20 protein-coding genes and 1 pseudogene are annotated in these 18,944 nt (G+C 38.9%); 14 read left to right on the top strand and 7 right to left on the bottom strand.

From position 1 onward, the window contains the following. The first annotated feature begins 67 nt into the window (after positions 1 to 67). Genes N4G44_RS03930 through N4G44_RS03915 form a run of 4 tightly spaced genes read left to right on the top strand, consistent with a single transcriptional unit; the run spans position 68 to position 2,624 of the window. Positions 68 to 610, top strand: coding sequence for an acyltransferase (locus tag N4G44_RS03930; protein ID WP_474924703.1), 543 nt, complete (start codon positions 68 to 70; stop codon positions 608 to 610). A 6-nt stretch (positions 611 to 616) separates the two neighbouring features. Continuing rightward, positions 617 to 976 carry a glycosyltransferase family 2 protein gene (locus N4G44_RS03925; RefSeq protein ID WP_474924702.1) on the top strand — a complete coding sequence of 120 codons (360 nt, stop codon included), beginning with the start codon at positions 617 to 619 and terminating at the stop codon, positions 974 to 976. Further along, on the top strand, positions 952 to 1,455 hold the full coding sequence (locus N4G44_RS03920) for a hypothetical protein (RefSeq protein ID WP_474924701.1): 504 nt from the start codon (positions 952 to 954) through the stop codon (positions 1,453 to 1,455). The genes N4G44_RS03925 and N4G44_RS03920 overlap by 25 nt, the downstream gene beginning before the upstream one ends. Then, positions 1,455 to 2,624, top strand: a complete 1,170-nt coding sequence (locus N4G44_RS03915) for a glycosyltransferase (protein WP_474924700.1) — start codon at positions 1,455 to 1,457, stop codon at positions 2,622 to 2,624. The genes N4G44_RS03920 and N4G44_RS03915 overlap by 1 nt, the downstream gene beginning before the upstream one ends. A gap of 127 nt (positions 2,625 to 2,751) precedes the next feature. On the opposite strand, the gene N4G44_RS03910 is transcribed toward N4G44_RS03915, so the two are convergent. Both N4G44_RS03910 and N4G44_RS03905 read right to left on the bottom strand, forming a co-directional pair. Then, positions 2,752 to 2,985 (bottom strand): phosphopantetheine-binding protein, encoded by a 234-nt coding sequence (locus N4G44_RS03910; RefSeq protein WP_040993432.1) that lies wholly within the window; start codon positions 2,983 to 2,985, stop codon positions 2,752 to 2,754. A gap of 29 nt (positions 2,986 to 3,014) precedes the next feature. Then, the gene (locus tag N4G44_RS03905; protein ID WP_474924699.1) at positions 3,015 to 3,989 is read right to left on the bottom strand and encodes a ketoacyl-ACP synthase III; all 975 of its coding nucleotides are present in this window, start codon (positions 3,987 to 3,989) and stop codon (positions 3,015 to 3,017) included. A 43-nt stretch (positions 3,990 to 4,032) separates the two neighbouring features. Between N4G44_RS03905 and N4G44_RS03900 the strand changes: the two genes are divergently transcribed. The 10 genes and pseudogenes from N4G44_RS03900 (at position 4,033) to N4G44_RS03855 (ending at position 15,357) form a co-directional block, all read left to right on the top strand. Next, positions 4,033 to 4,596 (top strand): DapH/DapD/GlmU-related protein, encoded by a 564-nt coding sequence (locus N4G44_RS03900; RefSeq protein ID WP_474924698.1) that lies wholly within the window; start codon positions 4,033 to 4,035, stop codon positions 4,594 to 4,596. Continuing rightward, positions 4,597 to 5,016 (top strand): hypothetical protein, encoded by a 420-nt coding sequence (locus tag N4G44_RS03895; RefSeq protein ID WP_474924697.1) that lies wholly within the window; start codon positions 4,597 to 4,599, stop codon positions 5,014 to 5,016. A gap of 17 nt (positions 5,017 to 5,033) precedes the next feature. Then, positions 5,034 to 5,747, top strand: coding sequence for a glycosyltransferase (locus tag N4G44_RS03890; RefSeq protein WP_474924696.1), 714 nt, complete (start codon positions 5,034 to 5,036; stop codon positions 5,745 to 5,747). A 10-nt stretch (positions 5,748 to 5,757) separates the two neighbouring features. Next, entirely contained in the window at positions 5,758 to 6,309 is a 552-nt protein-coding gene (locus tag N4G44_RS03885; protein ID WP_474924695.1) for a serine acetyltransferase, read from the top strand. Positions 6,310 to 6,680: 371 nt separating this feature from the next. Then, positions 6,681 to 7,262, top strand: coding sequence for a hypothetical protein (locus N4G44_RS03880; RefSeq protein WP_474924694.1), 582 nt, complete (start codon positions 6,681 to 6,683; stop codon positions 7,260 to 7,262). Between the two features lie 8 nt (positions 7,263 to 7,270). Further along, positions 7,271 to 11,611 carry a T9SS type A sorting domain-containing protein gene (locus N4G44_RS03875; RefSeq protein WP_474924693.1) on the top strand — a complete coding sequence of 1,447 codons (4,341 nt, stop codon included), beginning with the start codon at positions 7,271 to 7,273 and terminating at the stop codon, positions 11,609 to 11,611. Between the two features lie 342 nt (positions 11,612 to 11,953). Beyond that, complete coding sequence (locus tag N4G44_RS03870; RefSeq protein WP_474924692.1) at positions 11,954 to 12,622, top strand: carbonic anhydrase; 669 nt, start codon at positions 11,954 to 11,956, stop codon at positions 12,620 to 12,622. Positions 12,623 to 12,645: 23 nt separating this feature from the next. Next, positions 12,646 to 12,945: a hypothetical protein gene (locus N4G44_RS03865; RefSeq protein WP_474924691.1), complete on the top strand. Its 300-nt coding sequence runs from the start codon at positions 12,646 to 12,648 to the stop codon at positions 12,943 to 12,945. A 139-nt stretch (positions 12,946 to 13,084) separates the two neighbouring features. Further along, positions 13,085 to 14,676, top strand: a pseudogene (locus N4G44_RS03860) (SulP family inorganic anion transporter). Between the two features lie 45 nt (positions 14,677 to 14,721). Further along, positions 14,722 to 15,357, top strand: a complete 636-nt coding sequence (locus N4G44_RS03855) for a carbonic anhydrase (protein WP_474924690.1) — start codon at positions 14,722 to 14,724, stop codon at positions 15,355 to 15,357. Between the two features lie 142 nt (positions 15,358 to 15,499). On the opposite strand, the gene pth is transcribed toward N4G44_RS03855, so the two are convergent. The 5 genes from pth to N4G44_RS03830 form a co-directional block, all read right to left on the bottom strand. After that, complete coding sequence (gene pth / locus N4G44_RS03850; protein ID WP_474924689.1) at positions 15,500 to 16,063, bottom strand: aminoacyl-tRNA hydrolase; 564 nt, start codon at positions 16,061 to 16,063, stop codon at positions 15,500 to 15,502. An 84-nt stretch (positions 16,064 to 16,147) separates the two neighbouring features. Continuing rightward, a complete protein-coding gene (locus N4G44_RS03845) occupies positions 16,148 to 17,080 on the bottom strand; it encodes a hypothetical protein (RefSeq protein ID WP_474924688.1) in 933 nt (310 codons plus the stop codon). Between the two features lie 97 nt (positions 17,081 to 17,177). Then, positions 17,178 to 17,906, bottom strand: coding sequence for a hypothetical protein (locus N4G44_RS03840; RefSeq protein ID WP_474924687.1), 729 nt, complete (start codon positions 17,904 to 17,906; stop codon positions 17,178 to 17,180). Then, complete coding sequence (locus N4G44_RS03835; RefSeq protein WP_474924686.1) at positions 17,888 to 18,049, bottom strand: hypothetical protein; 162 nt, start codon at positions 18,047 to 18,049, stop codon at positions 17,888 to 17,890. The genes N4G44_RS03840 and N4G44_RS03835 overlap by 19 nt, the downstream gene beginning before the upstream one ends. Before the next feature lie 149 nt (positions 18,050 to 18,198). Beyond that, positions 18,199 to 18,942, bottom strand: a complete 744-nt coding sequence (locus tag N4G44_RS03830; protein ID WP_474924685.1) for a hypothetical protein — start codon at positions 18,940 to 18,942, stop codon at positions 18,199 to 18,201. Positions 18,943 to 18,944 lie beyond the last annotated feature (2 nt).

Here is an 18,944-nt window from a genome sequence, read left to right as displayed (position 1 = left end):
TTTCATTTATCTAAAAACAGATATATTTGTGTTACTCAAATGAAATGAAAAAAATAAAAGCACTACTATGTTCTACAGTTTTTTCGAAAAAATCTACAGAAAACAGCTGCTTTCCAGCCTGAAAAAGAATCCAAAAGTATTTTCTGAAAATATCAGACTGGGGGTAGGCAACCGCTTTGTTCTGGACAAAGATCTGGAAAAAGTAAGCATCGGAAAATCCGCAGAATTTAGAAACTATACCTGTATTTTGGTGGCGAAAGGTGCCAGCCTGGAAATAGGAGACCGTTTTTTTATGAATAACTTCTGTTCGATCAATTGCCTCGAACATATTTCAATTGGTGAAAATACTTTGTTTGGTGAAAATGTCAAATTGTATGATCACAACCATGCTTACGAAACCTCTCCTGAATTCAGGCTTCATCATTCAAAATTTACGAAAGGTCCTATAAAAATAGGCAATAACTGCTGGTTGGGAAGCAATGTGACAGTACTGAAAGGGGTTACAATTGGCGACAACTGCATTATCGGGGCAGGATGTACGGTATATAAAGACATTCCACCCAATACACAGGTCGTCAATAAACAGGATTTAATATTCAACTCCCTTTAAATTCAGATGAAATTTTCCATACTTATTGCCCACTACAACAATGCTGTGCTTTTTAAGGACTGCTACAGTTCGTTACTCGCACAAACCTATAAAAACTGGGAAGCTATAATTCTGGATGATGCTTCATCTGAAGAAGAGAAAAAGCAGATTAAAGCTATCATCGCAGGAGATGAACGGTTTAAATTTTTTGAAAATGAAAAAAACTCTGGTGTTGGCGTTACCAAAAGTAAACTCATTGAGCTTGCTTCCGGCGACATCTGTGGTTTCGTAGACCCTGATGATGCTATTCTTCCTGAAGCCGTTGAAAAAGCCGTGAAAGTTTTTACACAGAAAAAAATGTTGTGCTGGCTTATTCCAGGTTTATGAGCTGTGATAAGGATCTGAAACCCATTGCTCCTTTCAAATCTGCCATGCAGGTTCAGAACAAGGACCCGTATTTCTTTAACTATCCTATCCAGATCGCTCATTTTGTAACGTTCAGAAAAGATATTTATGAACAGACTGAAAAAATGAACCCTGACCTTAAAATTTCAGAAGATCAGGATCTTTATTTAAAACTGTATGAAAAAGGTGATGTTTATTTCATTGATGATACCAATTATCTGTACAGAACACACCAGGGAGGTATCTCCCAGAATGACAATAAATCCAGGTCTTACGAATATTTCTCGCAGGTAGTTTTCAATGCTATGAAGAGAAGGAATATCACAAGCATTAATGGAGTGAAGATTCCCGAAACTTATCCCGGACAAGAGCAAATTTTCAAGCTTCTTGAATATCAGAATTCGGTTCCGTATAGGATAAAAAGAAAAATCTCCATTACTTTACAAAAACTTTTCAGGTAATGTCAGCAGAAAATCAGAAAATAAAAGTTCTTTTCAGACACCGTTCCATGGAAATGGGTGGGGTAGAAAAAGTAATCCTCAGCATCCTTCACAATCTTGATCCTGAAAAATTTGATATCACCGTTTGCCTGAACATGAATCAGGGTGAGCTGAGAAATGAATTTCCGAAACATGTTAAAAAAATATATTTTACGGACGGAAAAGAAGATTTTTCCAAAAATCCATTGATTCATAAACTACAGCTTGTCCGCCGAAGTCTGAAGCTTTCCCGGGCGCTGAAAAATCATAAAATATCTAACCGTATTTTAGGGAACAAAAAATTTGATATCGAGATTGCACCTACGTATTCAGCATTTTCCTCCGTCACCGGATCCAGCAACAAAGCTTCCAAAAAAATAGGCTGGTTTCACTCGGAGATCAATCTGCCTGCTTTGCAGCCTTTGGTGCCCAACATTCTTGAGAATTTCCCACAGTTTGATCATATGATTTACTGTTCACAGAAAATTAAAGACCTGATGCACACCTATTACCCGGAGCTTAAATATCCTGAAGAAAGTGTGGTGATTAATGCTATTCCTATCGAAGAAATCAAGAGAAAAGCTCAGGAAAAGATAGAAGATCTGCCTGAAGGACCCGTTTTTGTCTCGGTGGGACGTCTTCACAACAGAAAAGGTTACCATAAGCTGATTGATGCTCATAAAAAACTGATCGATGAAGGGTTTCACCACAGTGTTATCGTTGTAGGAAGCGGTGAAGAAATGAAGAACCTTACAGAACAGATCCGCATCAATAATGTTCAGGATACATTTATTTTAAGCGGCAACAGGATGAATCCATATCCTTACGTAAAAAATGCAGACTACTTCATCCTTCCGTCCGAATCCGAAGCATGGCCGTTGGTAATTGCTGAAGCCTTAATTCTTCAGAAACCTATCATTGCTACCGATACGGGAGATGTGGGACAGATGATTAAAGACCGGGAAACCGGCTACCTCATCAATTATGAGACAGATGAGATGTATGCCGCTATGAAAGCTTTTTTGACAGATCCTGAGCTTATTGCCAGAATAAAGAAAAATCTGGAAAACATTGAAGACCAGTTCGACAACCAGAAAATTTTTGATGCAGTGGAAAGAATCCTTGAAGATCTTTACCAAAAAAATCAGTAACTGAACTCAATTTAAACCAATACTTTTTCAGTAATTGTTCAAAGCATTCTTACAGAACAGCTTCTCCCGATAACCGGAAGAAGCGTCTGTATAAGGATTATTTTATCTTTTTAAGAAAACGGATTCATTAATCTTCAAAGTTTTCTCTACCAATAACATCCATGAGATCAGAAACAGTTTTCACATCTTTGAAATCCTTCGTGTCAATTTTTTTATCGAAATTTTCATCAGCAAATGCGATCACAGAAAGCAGACTGATAGAATCATAGCTTTCGAGCTGTTCCAGATTGGTTTCAATGGTTAATGTTTCGTCTTCTCCTAATTCTTCTTGTAATTTCTCTAAAAAAACGGATATTTTCATATGTTTAAAATTTTACTACTTCTAATTTTTTAAATTTCCAGCACCGTAGCTCCCCAGGAATATCCTACTCCGAAACCCGCCATTAATACTCTCTCTCCTTCTTTCAGTATGCCTTTATCCATCATGCTTTTCAAAGCGATAGGAATAGTGGCTGATACTGTATTCCCCGTGTTTTCCATGTCAACATAAAACTTTTCTGCCGGTATTTTGATCTTCTTCCTTAAATAATTCAGCATAAAAGAATTGGCCTGATGAAAGACAAAATGATCAATATCTTCCATAGTCAGCCCGTTTGTTTCCAAAGTTTCTTTTACCAGTCCCGGAATATTTTCAATGGTGAAATTAAAAATCTCCGGACCGTTCATATAAATGTTTTCCGGAGGAAACTCATTTTCCGGGTTGAGCTCAAAATCTGTTTTGAAGGCTCCTTTCTTTACAATAAGGTTTTCGGCACCGCTACCGTCTGTTCCCAGACAGAATTGATAATCCGCAGCATTTTCATCTTTTTCTACAATCATCGAGGCGGATGCGTCCCCGAATATGCTTCGGTTGGCCTTATCTTTCGGATTGATATGCTTCGTATAAGTTTCTGATGTGATCAGTAAAATACTTTTTGCAATACCGGCCGCTATTAATCCTTTAGCAAAAGCCAGTCCATAAATGAATCCGGAGCAGCCAAGATTAAAATCCGTGGCTCCGATATTTCTTCTGAGGCTAAGCCTGTCCTGTAGAATACAGGCAGTTGTGGGAAGAAAATAATCCGGGCTTTGGGTGCAGAAAAGAATAAAATCTACTTTATTCCTGTCATAATTTTCAAAAAGTTTTTCGGAGGATTTTACGGCAAGCTCCAGTACGGTCTCGCTGTCTGAGGAAATATGTCGCTGCGTGATTCCTATTTTCTCCTGAATTCTCCCGGAGCTCCACTCAGGAAATTCTTTTTCAAGGTCCTCATTCGTAAGAACCTGCTCAGGTAAATAATATTCTATTTTGGAAACTTTTATCATAGAAATTCTTTTTCTTTGTAAAATTAAAAACAAATTCACAATAATGGTGCTCCTATTCAGAATCATCTTGAAAGTCCGTTCCCTATACGAGGACATGGTGAAAAATGCTGCTATAAAAATAGCGATACATCAGGGTATGAAGGTTGGTGACAATCTGTATGTTCAAGGTATTCCCAACTTTGGCTCAGAATGTTTTCTTATAGAAATGGGTGATAATGTAACAATTGCAGAAGGTGTCTCTTTCATTAATCACGGCGGGGACGGCCGGGTAACCAAAAGAATCGAGAAATATAAAAACGGAAGAACTTTCGGAAGAATAAAAATCGGTAACAATACATTTATTGGAAAAGGAACTGTTCTTTTACCCGGGGTTTCTATCGGAAGCAATTGTATTGTAGGTTCGTTAAGTGTTGTCAGCAGTTCTATTCCTGATAACTCGGTGTATGCGGGGGCTCCTGCAAAATTTATCTGCACCATTGACCAATATGGCGAAAAATTACTGGCCAACAACACCGTTTACCCTTTGGAGTTAGAAGCTGACCGGTCTGCCTTAGAAAAATACCTCATCAACAATCTCCCTCACCATTATAAACCTGTAAAAAAATAAATGCCACAAAAAAAGAAAGTCCTTATTCGTATAGGCTCTCTGCGACATGGCGGTGCAGAAAAAGTTCTTGTCAACTTTCTCAAAAACCTGCCTGAGGACAAATATGAAATTGATCTGCTGATTAACCTGTACACCGGAATGTACATCAAGGAAGTTCCGTCGTGGGTTAACCTGTACTACCTGCTTAAAGGGGAAATGATTACTACCAACAGGCCTCATGAAATTCCGGTGAAGGCATTCAGGGTTCTTTACCAGAAAATGTTCCTTTGGTTCCCCGGTCTTCTTTACCGGTTCGTTCTGAAGAATAAAAAATATGATGTGGAAATAGCAGCTATTCATGGTATGTACAGAGAGCTTCTTTCCAGCCCGCAGAAAGATTCAAAAAAATCATCTGGATCCAGAATGATATTTTTAACCTGAAGGAGTATACGCCTGATGTGATCAGACAGCTTTTCAGGTTCGACAGAATTTTGGTTATTTCCAACAAACTGAAAGAGGAAATGCAAAAGTCTGCGAAAAACGACATGGAAAAACAGGCCGTTATTAAAATATTTAACCCGATAGATAAGGACGATACTTTAAATAAAGCAAATACGGCAATCGATGATTATCCTTTTTCCGGTAGTCTTCCTACTTTTATCACCATCGGAACTGTTTACCCGCAGAAAGGTTACGACAGGCTTCTCGATGTGCATAAAAAACTGATCGACGAAGGACTGAAGCATCAGATTATCATTATTGGCGACGGTTTTGATTTTGAGAATATCCAGGCAAAGTTGAATCAGCTAGGTCTTCAGGATACGGTAAAAATGCTCGGTTTCAGAAGCAATCCTTATCCATACCTTAAAAAAGCAGATTTTTATGTGATGTCTTCAAGGCATGAAGGTTTCCCTACCATTATTGCAGAAGCTCTGATTTTGAATAAGCCTATTGTTTCCACAGATGTTTCCGGAATTAAAGATCTTCTTCAGGATGGGAAATTAGGCATCATTACCCCAAATTCAGAGGATGGAATCTATGAGGGCATGAAAAAGATCCTTACTCATCCCGAACTTGCAGATCATTACCAAAAAGAAATTGCTATGACTGATCTGCCGTTTGTACTTCAGAAATCCGTGGCACAGCTTCAGGAAATCATTGATGAATTATAAAACAGTAAAAATGAGCTATACAACTATACAGAAAGATTTTTACCGGGAAAGCGGAAAATGGCTCTCTTCATTGGAGATCCTGAAAAAATGCATCAACCCTAACCTGCATTTTATCTATATCCTAAGAAAAGCTCAGAAATATAATAAAAAACCTGTTTCAGGGATATTCTGGAAGTTTGTCCTGAGGCATTACCAGATCAAATACGGTTACCAGATTTATCCTGAAACCGAAATCGGGGAAGGTTTCTATTTGGGGCATTGGGGAAGTTTGGTAATTAATCCTAAAGCTAAAATCGGCAAAAACTGCAATATTGCGCAAGGGGTAACTATCGGTCAGCAAAACCGCGGTAAGCTCCAGGGTTTCCCTACCATTTCTGACGAAGTCTGGATAGGAGCCAATGCCGTTATTGTAGGTGGGATCACTATTGGAAGCAATGTTCTGATTGCACCCAACTCATATGTTAATTTTGATGTTCCTGCCAATTCTGTAGTGGTTGGGAACCCAGGAGTAATTTATCCCGCAGAAAGCGCTACGGAGTCTTATATCAATAATAAAATATAGAAAAACAGCCTGTATATATTTATAAATTTATACAACGTTTTCCCTGAAAATTACTTTATCTGTTGCAGAAAAATATTTTTTTATCGACTTTTGCTTCAGGATAATTAAAATTAAGGTTTTGACTTAATTACTATTATAAAAACACAACAACGTAAAAACACAATAACATGAAAAAAATTATGCACTAAATACAGGCAGTCTTCTGCATTGCCTCATCTTCCTTATATAACTTCATACAATATCAGAATACTTAAGGCCTACATCATTCAATCCCGGTAATCAACTTGGGATTGGTATTAACTGTAAGCCCCATGTATTCAAATATCCTGTACCAAACTATTCATTTATAAAACACTTTTAATTCTACACGTATGAAAAAAAAATCGACATTAAAGATTTTTGCTGCAGTATTTTGTATTGCATCGTCTCATGCATTGGCAAAGGCAGCCTCTGTCCCCTGGCCTGGTGAGACCAATATTGGGTTCAAACATATGACACCTCTTCCTCCGAGTGTCTATGATCTGGATCCTCTTATCGTTATTTCACAAAATGTGAATGAAAAAGGACTGGTAGTAATGAAGGGAAACTTTCAAAAGCCCACTACCGCCGGAGATGTAAAAGTTACCATCAAGTACAAAGATGCCCAAAACAACTGGGTCTCTTTGTGGTGTAAAACTTTTGCAGGTAACTACGAATATAATGAAGAGCTTACAGCAAATTTTGAATTGCCTCAATCGGCTTTGAACACGCACTCCGTTAAGGTTGAATTAAGCTCGGATGCTACCATCACCAACTGGCAGTCCGTTATATGGGATAAAACCGTAAGCCATTACAAGCAGTCGAATTATGCTTACGCCAATTGTGATCTGGATGAAAACCAGTACACCATTCTATTCACCCCTAAAAAAACGGAACTGTTTTATATAACTCCAACGGAACCGTTTCGGGAGTAAAAGACAGGGTGACTTCCCAGCATCTGGTAAGAAAACTGGATGACATTGTTTTATCTTTCCAGGGAAATGCAGCATTGGATAATGCCAACGCCAATTCACCGGTTGTTAACATTACCAACCCTAATAATCTCGCTACTATAGCAAGTTCCCAAAAATTCATTTACCAGAATAGTGATACAAGTCCTTTCGAGTTCTCCTATCATGATCCGGTTTATATGTTTGCAGGAAAATTCTCTAATGAAAGTTTCTTTATCAACTTCAGCAACTGGTTTTTGCCTCCGGAAGAAGGAGGAGAGGCCTGGGGAAGAGGCTATCTGGATTTTACCAATCCTAATGCCCTTGTTAACCGGTATTATAACCTTTACAATTATATTAATGAAAAGCTGGGTGATGTTTTTGCCAACCAGCAGCCTGTTGTTATTGTGATCAGTAAAGTCACAGGACTAAGAGTTTATAAAGCCAACGGACAGTATATTTCTCTTACTGCCCTCAGCAACTATAATACTACTAATGATTACGGATATCCTCCGCTCAATGACAAACAGAGAGGTCCGGGTTCAGAAAACTTTTCTTTAAGCAATACGTCTCAGGCTTCCATATACGGTGTGGGTGCAATCAGAAACAGAAAAGTGATCGCCGGCTGGAACGGCCCTTCAAGGCCTTTGATGGATATAGAAAGTGAGATCAATAAATTCATAAAGTATGTAGGAATTTTTACCAATCCGACTACGGAGGAATGTCCTGTTACCTGCTTTACTCTCAATGCCGGTGCCCAATCTGACTATGCTGACTGGACCAAAGCACCGAACAGCTATATCTTCACCGGTAAGGATAAGAAAAATAATAATGCCAATGTTGACGGTCTTTATATTCCTGTAAAAAAAGCCTACGAAATGTGGTCCAAGGGTGGCGATTTTATGAAGGATGACACAGGCAATTATACTCCTATTCCGCAGCAGGGACTTGCAAAAGCAGGACTTTATTGGGAAGATGAGCCGGGACTTATAAAATCCGTTGCTTTAGAAGGTATGGGAGAAAACGCCAGGATCAAAGTAATGATCAATAAGATAAAAGAAGGTAATGCAGTAATATCTTACAAAGTAGATGATAAGATCTACTGGTCATGGCACGTATGGGTTACCGACGATCCTGAAGACGGAAGCACCTACCACCATGGTTTCGAAAAAGATAAAAACGGAAATGTGGTAACGAACTGGAAGTGGATGGACAGAAACCTTGGAGCTACCAGTGGAAGTTTCGTAGGAAACGAATGGCACAAATCGGCCGGGCTACAGTATCAGTGGGGAAGAAAAGACCCGTTCCCGCCATTCGGACTTAAAGACTTGAGCCTGTATCCAATTAGCGGAGAGATCAATCTGAATTATAATGATCCGGCATTCCAGTCCAAATTCATCAAGGTAAGAGGTAATAAATACTCTTCCCAGATCAATACCGGAACGGATACTCCTAACGGAAACATCAGATTTTCTATCCAGAACCCGATCAGCTTTATCGCAACTCCAATTTATGTGGCTAAAAAAGATCAGGCATTGTTAAATGACGGCGAAGACTTTTTAAAGCAAAACAGCAATGACAGCTGGACATCGGTAGGAATCACCACATGGTTCTCAAAACAAAAATATAAGAAATATGAACCTCCTTACCGTGAAAACATCGTTGCATGGGATCTTTGGGGAGACACACGTCAGGGTAACTATTCCGATATAGACGATGCAGTTGTTGGCGAAGCCAGTACCAGATATGCATTGAAATCACCATATGATCCATGTCCTTGTAACTGGAGAGTTCCTTCAAGCTACTTCTCAGGAGGGAGAAACTCTTCTACTCCAATGCCTGATGAAAACAGATACAGCCCTTGGGGAAAACATACCGGTAATACTGTTGATCCGGAATTCAATGCAACTTCATTGAATGCCGATTATCCGGGTATAAAGGTTTATCCTCAGTTTGGATTTGATTTCGCAGGAGTTTCCGGAATGAATCTGGGTAAATTCCCTATCAACGGAAATTATGAATCTTACCCTAATGCAACTGGCCCTCTAAAATATGGAACCGGATGGATCACACCTGTTCTTAATTTCCAGGATCAAAGTGCTGATGGAGGCTTATTGACGTCTACATTCATGACTGCCTCTGAGGTTATCAACGGGGTACGTTATCCTTCATTCGGAGCTGCCGGATTAGCTTTAATATCAGATCCTTTAAGCGGATCCAAACCAAGACCGGGATGGCATAGATTTTCAAGCAGTGCTTATACAGGCAATGGTGGTGTTCGTTGTATTTATGACCCTAACGCTGCTTCTATGTCGCAGGAATTTGATACTCAATATGTTTATTCAGGAAGCGATCTATATTCTACTGAAACCTTAAAATCATGGACCAAACTTCCAAACAGTTATGTAGAATATACCAATTCTGATCTGGTAACACCTAATCCAAACGGAAATAATATAGATCCAAACAGGGATAATGACAGAATTATTGATATCCCTTTAAGAAAGGCATATGCAATGTATAAGCTCCATTTAAGCACAGACTTCTCTTTCCCGGCAGAAGGAACGAAAACCTCATCCGTTGTCTGGACCACCAATACGAGTCTGATCAAAACAATGGAAATTATAGGTGGCGACGGTCCTATAGAGAATGCTATATTAAGAGTTACCTTAAATCCAAAAACATATGGTAATGCTGTGGTTGCCTTCCACATGGGTAATGGAACCTGGTCAGCAAACAAGCATAATGATCCGGTATTATGGAGCTGGCATATATGGGCACCAAGAACTGTCATCACAAAATATGATGTAGATCCTGAAAACGCTGGGAACGGAGGGGTTATTCCTGCTAACGAGCAGTTTGTAGATCCGATGACCAGTGCAGGGGTACCTATGAAAACGACCTTTATGGACAGAGATCTCGGAGCCAGAGATAAGCTAGTGAATGAACATATTTACGAACCGTCCGGTTCCGTATTTGCATCAGGACTGGCTGCTCCTACTACAGCTAGCTTTCCTACAGGAAATCCTGCCACCCTAGCCAGATTAGCTCAAATAAGTGAAAGTGGTGGCTTACACTATCAATGGGGAAGAAAAGATCCATTGCCTGTGTTTTACAATCCGGGACCGTCTTACTATAACTACGGAACCAATTACGCTGCTTATAATGTATTCAGACAAAATAACCCTGCCAATGCTACTACCGGGGCGATACCTTATACAGCTAATATGCCTGAATCAGATTATTTAACTTCTTATACTCAGGCTTACCCTACCTATTCAGCGGCAGCTAATGTTTCTACATCCGATTCAAAAGCAGATAAACTGAAGAAAATAGTAAAGTATTCTGTTAACAACCCACTAAATTATCTATATCAAACCGATGCAGCAAAATTAGACTGGGTTTCTGATGAGAATGGAAATATGCCGGAAAGATGGGGCCACGCTACCGAAAAATCTGCATACGATCCATGTCCTGCAGGCTGGAGAGTAGTAGATCTTGAAAGCGTTTCTACAGGAATTATCCTTGGTAATTTTATTTCAAAAGGAAATACACCTTGGTTCTACAATAAGCAATTTAATACTGCTTATGGTATAGATCCGGGAGATATTAATGCAACGGTGAAGTATGAAAATTACGACCCGGCTAAATATAACTATATCGGCGGTACTCTATATGCCTATTATTCAGGAAAAGGAGCCGTAGCTTATGGATATATATTAAACAGACCGGAATATAATATAGGTTTGTTCCCTAATACCGGTATAAGAGGTTTTAACGGAGGTAATGCGATGAGCGATTATCTTAATGGCACCTCAGGTTTAAAAGCTTTCCAGTATTCCGGTATCTGGACATCTGCCAGTCAAGGTGGTGGTGGAAGCTCTTTAGGGATGCTATTTAAAACAACTTCCAATCCTTATTATTTCTTAACGCCAACATTCGGTTTCCGTCCTCAGGCAGCGATGTCCTGCCGTTGTGCTGAAATTAAATACGATGCCAATGGAAAAGAAATCGGAAGATATGAGCCGTTCGCCATTCCTGTCGCGCCAAATGCTTTAGCTAAAGCAACAAATGTTCTTGCAAAATCAATGATCGTGGAAAAAGTAGCTCAGAACAAACTTGAGTTCTTCCCGAATCCTGTGAAGAATATGTTGTACATCAAAGGAAATGATATTGCTAAAGAATATTATTATCAGATTTACAACCTGTCCGGCCAGCTGGTAAAATCAGGAAAATTTGAAAACGAAAGAACAGATCTTTCCTCTTTAGTATCAGGAGCTTATGTAGTAAGAATCAACAATTCTGAAACAGTAGTGAAAATTATTAAAGAATAGTAATTATAACCTGTAAATTAAGCCGTCACAATGCAAATTGTGGCGGTTTTTTTATATAATTAATAATATTTTAATCTGTATTTTCAATTTTATCATTTATAGTTTGTAATTTTATGTGAGTTTTGAGTTTAAATTATTTGGTTTTCCAGCTTTGCCTTGTAAAGAAATACTATTAAAACAGTGACTTTAAATATGATTTTAAGCATATTTTAATATTAAACTTTGTTAAAAGTATTTGTCTTTACTGCAAAAATTATATTTTTGTATGATTATTGATTTGATCTATTGAATTTGAAAATAATTTAAACGAAATAAATAATTACAAACTTTTAATTTTAATTTATGTCACAATCGTACGAAGTTATTTTCGAAAACAATAGAAAATGGGTAGAATCAAAAGTTTCAGAGAATCCGGAATTCTTCCATGAGCTGGCAAAAACCCAGAACCCTGATTATTTATACATCGGATGTTCGGACAGCAGAGCTACAGCGGAAGAACTGATGGGTGCAAAACCCGGCGAAGTTTTTGTCCACAGAAACATTGCTAATGTTGTCAATACTTTAGACATGAGTTCCACAGCAGTTATTCAATATGCAGTAGAGCACCTTAAAGTAAAACACATTATCGTGTGCGGACATTACAACTGCGGGGGTGTAAAAGCAGCAATGACTCCTCAGGATTTAGGATTATTAAACCCGTGGTTGAGAAACATCCGTGACGTTTACAGATTGCACCAGGCTGAACTGGATACTATTGAAGATGAAGGAAAGCGTTATGACAGGCTTGTAGAACTGAATGTTCAGGAGCAGTGCATCAACGTGATCAAAATGGCCTGCGTACAGGAAAGATATATTTTAGAAGAATATCCTATTGTACACGGCTGGGTATTTGACCTTAGAACAGGTAAGATTATTGATTTGAAGATTGATTTCGAGAAAATCCTCAAAGACATCCAAAAAATCTACAACCTTACAGGTTCCGATTGGGTAATGAGCAGAAAAACAGACTAGTTTTTCCAAAAAATGAATGTAAGATGAAATTCTGGAGTATTATTGTATTGACCCTTTTCCTGAACTTCACAGCACTGCCTGGCATTGCTGCTGTTGCGGGCTGGGATATTGCAAGGACCAATGTAATCATCAATGAAGAAGAACCACATTCTCACCCATCCTCTTTTATTGTTTACGAAAAGACCCTTCCGAAAACTTTAGACGTATTCGATTATGTAAAGTTTTCCGAACCTGACCTTCAGGGCGTCTCTTTTGAGCTGATCGATGATTCCTTTCATCTGTCGCCGCTTCTTACCATATTTTCTCCGCCTCCGGAAGCTTAATTTTAAGTATAGTTAGCTTTTTATAGTATTCATATCAACACTGATATCGGATACGCATGCTTAAAAATTAAATTTCCAATCTTTTATAATTGATTATCTAAGGACAGATCGATCGGTTATAGTATTTTTCAAAAACATCATGAAAAAAACATCATTTATAGGAGGAATCAAGGAGAATTTCCCTTCAGGGCTTGTTGTATTCTTAGTTGCGCTTCCATTATGTCTTGGAATCGCTTTAGCATCAGGAGCACCGCCATTATCCGGTGTGATCGCCGGTATAGTAGGCGGATTAGTTGTAGGATTTATCAGTAATTCAAATATATCAGTATCCGGACCTGCTGCAGGTCTTACAGCCATTGTTTTAACGGCTATTACAGACCTGGGAGCTTTTGAATTGTTCCTTTGTGCCGGAATCATTGCCGGGCTTATCCAGTTGGTTTTAGGATTTATCCGGGCCGGAAGTATTTCCAATTACTTTCCAAATAACGTTATTGAGGGAATGCTTGCCGCTATCGGTATTATTATTATTTTAAAACAAATCCCGCATGCCATGGGATTCGATAAAGATTATGAAGGGCATGAATCTATTTTTGATAATGGCCTTAATTTCGGGTATTTTACAGAACTATTAGGGGCAGTACATCCGGGAGCTATCCTGGTTACCCTGGTTTCAGTAGGTATTCTTATTGCCTGGGACAAGATTCCGGCTTTAAAAAGAATGAAAATGCTTCCGGGAGCACTGGTAGCAGTAGTGGCAGGAATACTTTTAAACGAAGCATTCAAACTGTCCGGAAGCTCATTGGCGATCGGTACCCAGCATCTGGTTTCACTACCCGTTCCCCAATCATTGGATGATTTCAAAAATCTTGTTACGATGCCTGATTTTAATGGATTCACCAATCCAAAGGTATGGATAGCAGGGGCAACCATTGCCATTGTAGCTTCTATTGAAACGCTGCTTTGTATTGAAGCATCGGACAGGCTGGATAAGCAGAGAAGAATCACCGATACCAACCTTGAGCTTAAAGCACAGGGAATCGGGAATCTGGTAAGTTCATTTATCGGAGGGCTGCCCATGACATCCGTAGTGGTAAGAAGTTCTGCCAATGCCAATGCAGGGGCTACTTCAAAAATGTCTGCGATGATTCATGGTATACTCCTTCTGGTTTGTGTGCTTAGTATTCCGTTTATCCTTAATCTGATCCCGCTTGCTACTCTTGCCGCGGTACTGATTCTGGTAGGATACAAACTGGCAAAACCTGCTACTTTCAAACATTTCTGGCACCTTGGTAAATTCCAGTTCATCCCGTTTGTAGCTACCGTAGTAGCGGTGGTGGCTACCGATCTTCTCAAGGGAGTAGGTATCGGTCTGGCCATTTCAATATTCTATATCCTTCAGGGAAATATGAAACGGGCTTACTATCTGAGCAGGGAAAAGCTGGATGATGCAGACGGAATTAATATTAAGCTTGCTGAGGAAGTTTCTTTCCTTAATAAAGCAGCGATCAAAAAACGCTGAAAAACATCAAACCCAATTCCACTGTAACCATCGATGCAAGAGGAACTTCATATATTGCCACGGACGTACTGGAAATGATCCAGGATTTCGCCAATATCAGGGCAAAAGAAGAAGACATTAACGTCGAACTGTTAGGCTTCAAAACTTCATATAAGGATTATGAAACCGATGAAGATTCTCACATCCTTATTACTCACAGAAGAGCTATGTAAGCTCAAAAACCAAAATTTTTAACTTAAAAAAGAATAAAAAATCATATGAAAGCACATACATACGAAACTCAATCTACCATTACTCCTGAAAAAGCATTAAACTTTTTAAAAGACGGAAACCAAAGATTTGTTAATAATCTGAAGGCCAACAGGGATCTTTTGGAACAGGTAAATGCCACACGTGAAGGGCAATGGCCATTTGCAGTTGTTTTAAGCTGTATAGACAGCCGTACTTCCGCAGAACTTATCTTCGATCAGGGATTGGGAGACATTTTCAGCATCAGAATTGCCGGTAATTTTATCAATCAGGATATTCTAGGCTCAATGGAATTTGGCTGCAACGTTGCAGGTTCCAAGCTTGTTGTTGTTTTAGGACACACGAAATGCGGAGCATTAAAAGGCGGTCTGGACGCAGCACAGATCCAGGAAATGGGAATGGATAATCTGAACCACTTAATTAATCATTTCGATCCAATCATCAATGAGATTATTGAGGAGGGTGAAGAGCGTTCATCAAAAAACGGTTCGCTTCTGGAAAGATTAAACCAGCAAAACGTAAGAAGTGCAATAGAAGATATCCGTACACAAAGTTCAACGCTTAAAAAGCTTGAAGATGAAGGTAAAATCAAAATAGTCGGAGCTAATTATGATGTTGAAACAGGGGTTGTAACCTGGCTGTAAGAATAAAATCTGCACATTTATTACCTATACATGAAAATCATGTAATAGTTAGATTGGAAATTAATTTTTAAAAGTGCAAAAGAAGACCATCGGATATCTCCGATGGTCTTTATTTTAAGCCGATATGTAATGTATAAGTTTCTTATTTCCCATTGAATGCAGACATCGTATTATTAATCCCTGCAAATACAAAAGAAAGGCTGGCTTTAGAGAATTTTTCAATTCTTTCAGGAAGTTTTTCGGATTCTTCTTCATTCCAGGTTCCCAACACATAATCTACCTGGCGTCCTTCGGAAAAGTCTGCAGAAATCCCGAACCTCAACCTTGCATAGTTTTGGGTATTAAGCATTTCATTAATACTTTTCAATCCGTTGTGGCCGGCATCAGAACCTTTCATCTTCATCCTTAATGTCCCGAACGGAAGGGCAAGATCATCAGTAATAATCAGTATATTTTCCAACGGGATATTTTCTTTCTGCATCCAGAATCTTACAGCATTCCCGGACAGGTTCATATAGGTATCCGGTTTCAGAACGAACACTTTTCTTCCTTTATATTTTCCTTCCGCCATCCATCCGAAGTTGGTGGTATTAAATGATGCTTCAAGGGTTTCTGCTATTTTATCAGCTACTTTAAATCCTATGTTGTGGCGTGTATTTTCGTATTCAGGGCCTTTGTTTCCAAGCCCGACTATTAAATATTTCATTGAGAAATTTTTTGCAAAATTAAGGGATAAAAAATAAAAAGCCCAATCTTACAAAAGATTGGGCCTGTATTTTAAAGATTATCTTTAGAAAGGCTTGTAAATGTAGTTGACACCATACCCTTTCGTCATATAAGTCTGTGGATCGTAGTTATAATTGGTTGTCCAGTTGATCGGAGACGGGATAGGAGGTAAAAGATCTGTCACAGACCTTTTCCTAGGATTGTTCGGAGACAGAATATGACTTTCTCTATCATTCGAATCAGTTGATAAAAGTCTTGAAATTTTATACACTGTAGGAAGCAATGTAAATGGACTGATCTGAGTGTCGTAATTTACAAAGTCATACGCAAATCTGCTGGTAGGTCTTCCCATTACACCTCCGGCCATAGGTCCGTAATTTCTTACTACTCTGGATACGTTATCCCCTAAATAGGTATACCCTGTTTTAGAATAGCTGATATAGTCAAACGGTGTTCCGGGAACATCAGGACCATTTTTCATAATGATAGAATCCAGCTTTGCAGTAGAAGCGTTATACTTTATCTCGTAATGGATTTTTGTTTTTCTTAAAAGAGTCTGAGGCCCCGGAGTGGTTGCCGGCGGTACAGGCGCAGGTCTTCTGAACACTGAACGGTTCTCAGAAATAATCTGCAGTTTGTCGTTTGGCCCGTAAGTAAACAACTGGCTGTAAGAAACGCTGTCTTTATCCAGTTTTCCATTACCATCCAGGTCCAGGAAACCGTTAAAGGTAATCTGGCTTACTTTGTTTCCGCTGTATGCAATATTGGTAATTGAAGCACTATCTGTGATTACTCTTGTTACCAAAAGTCCACTGTATTGATATTCTGCTAATGTATCTTTGTCTGTAATTTCTCTGTATAATGCTCTCGGACCATGAAGTCCTCCTGTATCGTTCAGGTCCAATAATGGATCCCCATCTTCGTCTAGCATGTCTTTGCAGGAATGTATTGAAGAAAATCCTGCGATTAATAAAATAAAATAGAAAAGCTGTTTCATTTCCAGGTAATTGTTTATTTTTTGACAAATATAACTTTTTTTGAACAAAAGTTATGTTTTTATTTATATTCCAATAAAACCGATAATCAATTGGTTGTTACAAAGTTCTGTAAATATATTTCAGTACCTGATCTTTATCTGAAACAGGATAGTTGTATGCATCATACAGATACGTCATAGGGGTATTTACTCCAGGGGCAGGACTTGGCGGCATTACATATACCGATGTCGGGTTGTTGGGAGAAATTCTGTAAAAATTCTCGGGACGCACCAGGCTCCATGCTGTAAAGAAAGATTTGGGAATTGTAGAGAAAGGATTTACTTTAGAATCATAGTTCTGGTAGCTGTAAACCGTCATCTTGGCAGTAGCCATATTCGGTGCTCCTGTTCCTGTAAGCGTTCCTCTGGCACATTCTGCCTTAAAGATATTCTCTCCGTTGTAGGTGAAACTCATTTCCGTAAATACGCTATATGCTGTATTTCCGGATACTTTTCTTTTTTCAAGGATTTTCACCAGCTTTTTACCGGTGGCATCATAAGTAAAAGTGTAATCGCTTACGAAAGAATCTATCAATGTGGAAGCAGTTCCGGTACATGTCGCACTGTATACATTGCCTTTGCTGTCTTCACTTACACTAAATTCATAGGTAGTGCTCCCGGCTATACTTCCGATAAATTTTATCTTACCGATTTTATTATTGATGTACGTTACCGTACCTGTATAATAGTTATTGGTGGTTCCATCTTTCAGCATTCCTTTCTGAAAAACGGTGCCGTTAACTGTATATTCTTCCTGAACATTATTGTTTACCGTAATCTTTTCCAAAACTCTGGCCGGGGAGTTGGGGTGTTCCCGCCCCCACCGTCATTGGCGCTGGGTTCGAACTGATCGTCAGAAGAATTGTTACACGAAACCATCAATCCGAAAAGTACTCCGGCAACGATTTTAAAAAGATAGTTTTTTCCCATGAAAAAATATTTTAGTGAGTTGACAAATATAATTCATTTTTTTGATGAAAACATTCACTTATTCAACAAATTCATAACAATCTGCATCTTTTTACAAAAAAACCTAAAAACATTTTGCTTTTAGGTTATTGTTATGATGGATCCTGAAATTAATAAGGCTGTAATACGGAAGTTGTAAGAACAGACTGAGACATTTCATTATTCAGATAATCTGTATTTACAGCTCTCCCGATTCCTAAAGTTCCCGCATTCAGGTTTCTCTTTGTACAGGCAACTTTTACACTGTAATTGTTCTTAGGCATAAGGTTCACCAGCGTTGCATTCAGGTTGAAGATTTTATAGCTCCCTTCAGAACCTATCAATACATCGGTTCTAACCGCTCTTAGGGTATTATCTACAAAGATTCCGCATGCAAAACCGGAAGAGGCATTGGCGTTTCCTGTTTTCTGAGCTGTAGTCTGAAAGGTAAAAGCCACTTTGTTCACTCCATTGGTAATAGAGAAAGTATCCGCAGTTCCCGGAAGAACCGTCCAGGCAGAAGAAATTGTTGTCCCTTCCGAGTAAGGCGTAGTTACCCCGTTCGGAGAAGAAAAGGAGGCTCCTGTCTGATCCGCAACGGTATTCAGTGAAAATACAGACATACTTCCCTGTCCATCGGCAATTTTTATACTTTTCCAGTCATTTATATTCAGCTCTGAATTGTTATGAAGAATAGTTCCCGCTGATCCGGCAGAGCCTTTCAACAGATTGGTTCCGCCCGTTCTTAATTCTTTTCTAACGTTTAAATCTCCATTTACATCAAGCATATTAACGGGATTAGAAGTATTCACTCCAACTTGTGCAGGTATCCATGCGGCAAACAGCAATAATGATATTTTAATAATCTTTTTCATGC

Source organism: Chryseobacterium sp. GTID13 (assembly GCF_056172655.1).
Note: the sequence above shows the minus strand (reverse complement) of the source record. Positions and strands in the feature narration are given on the sequence as shown.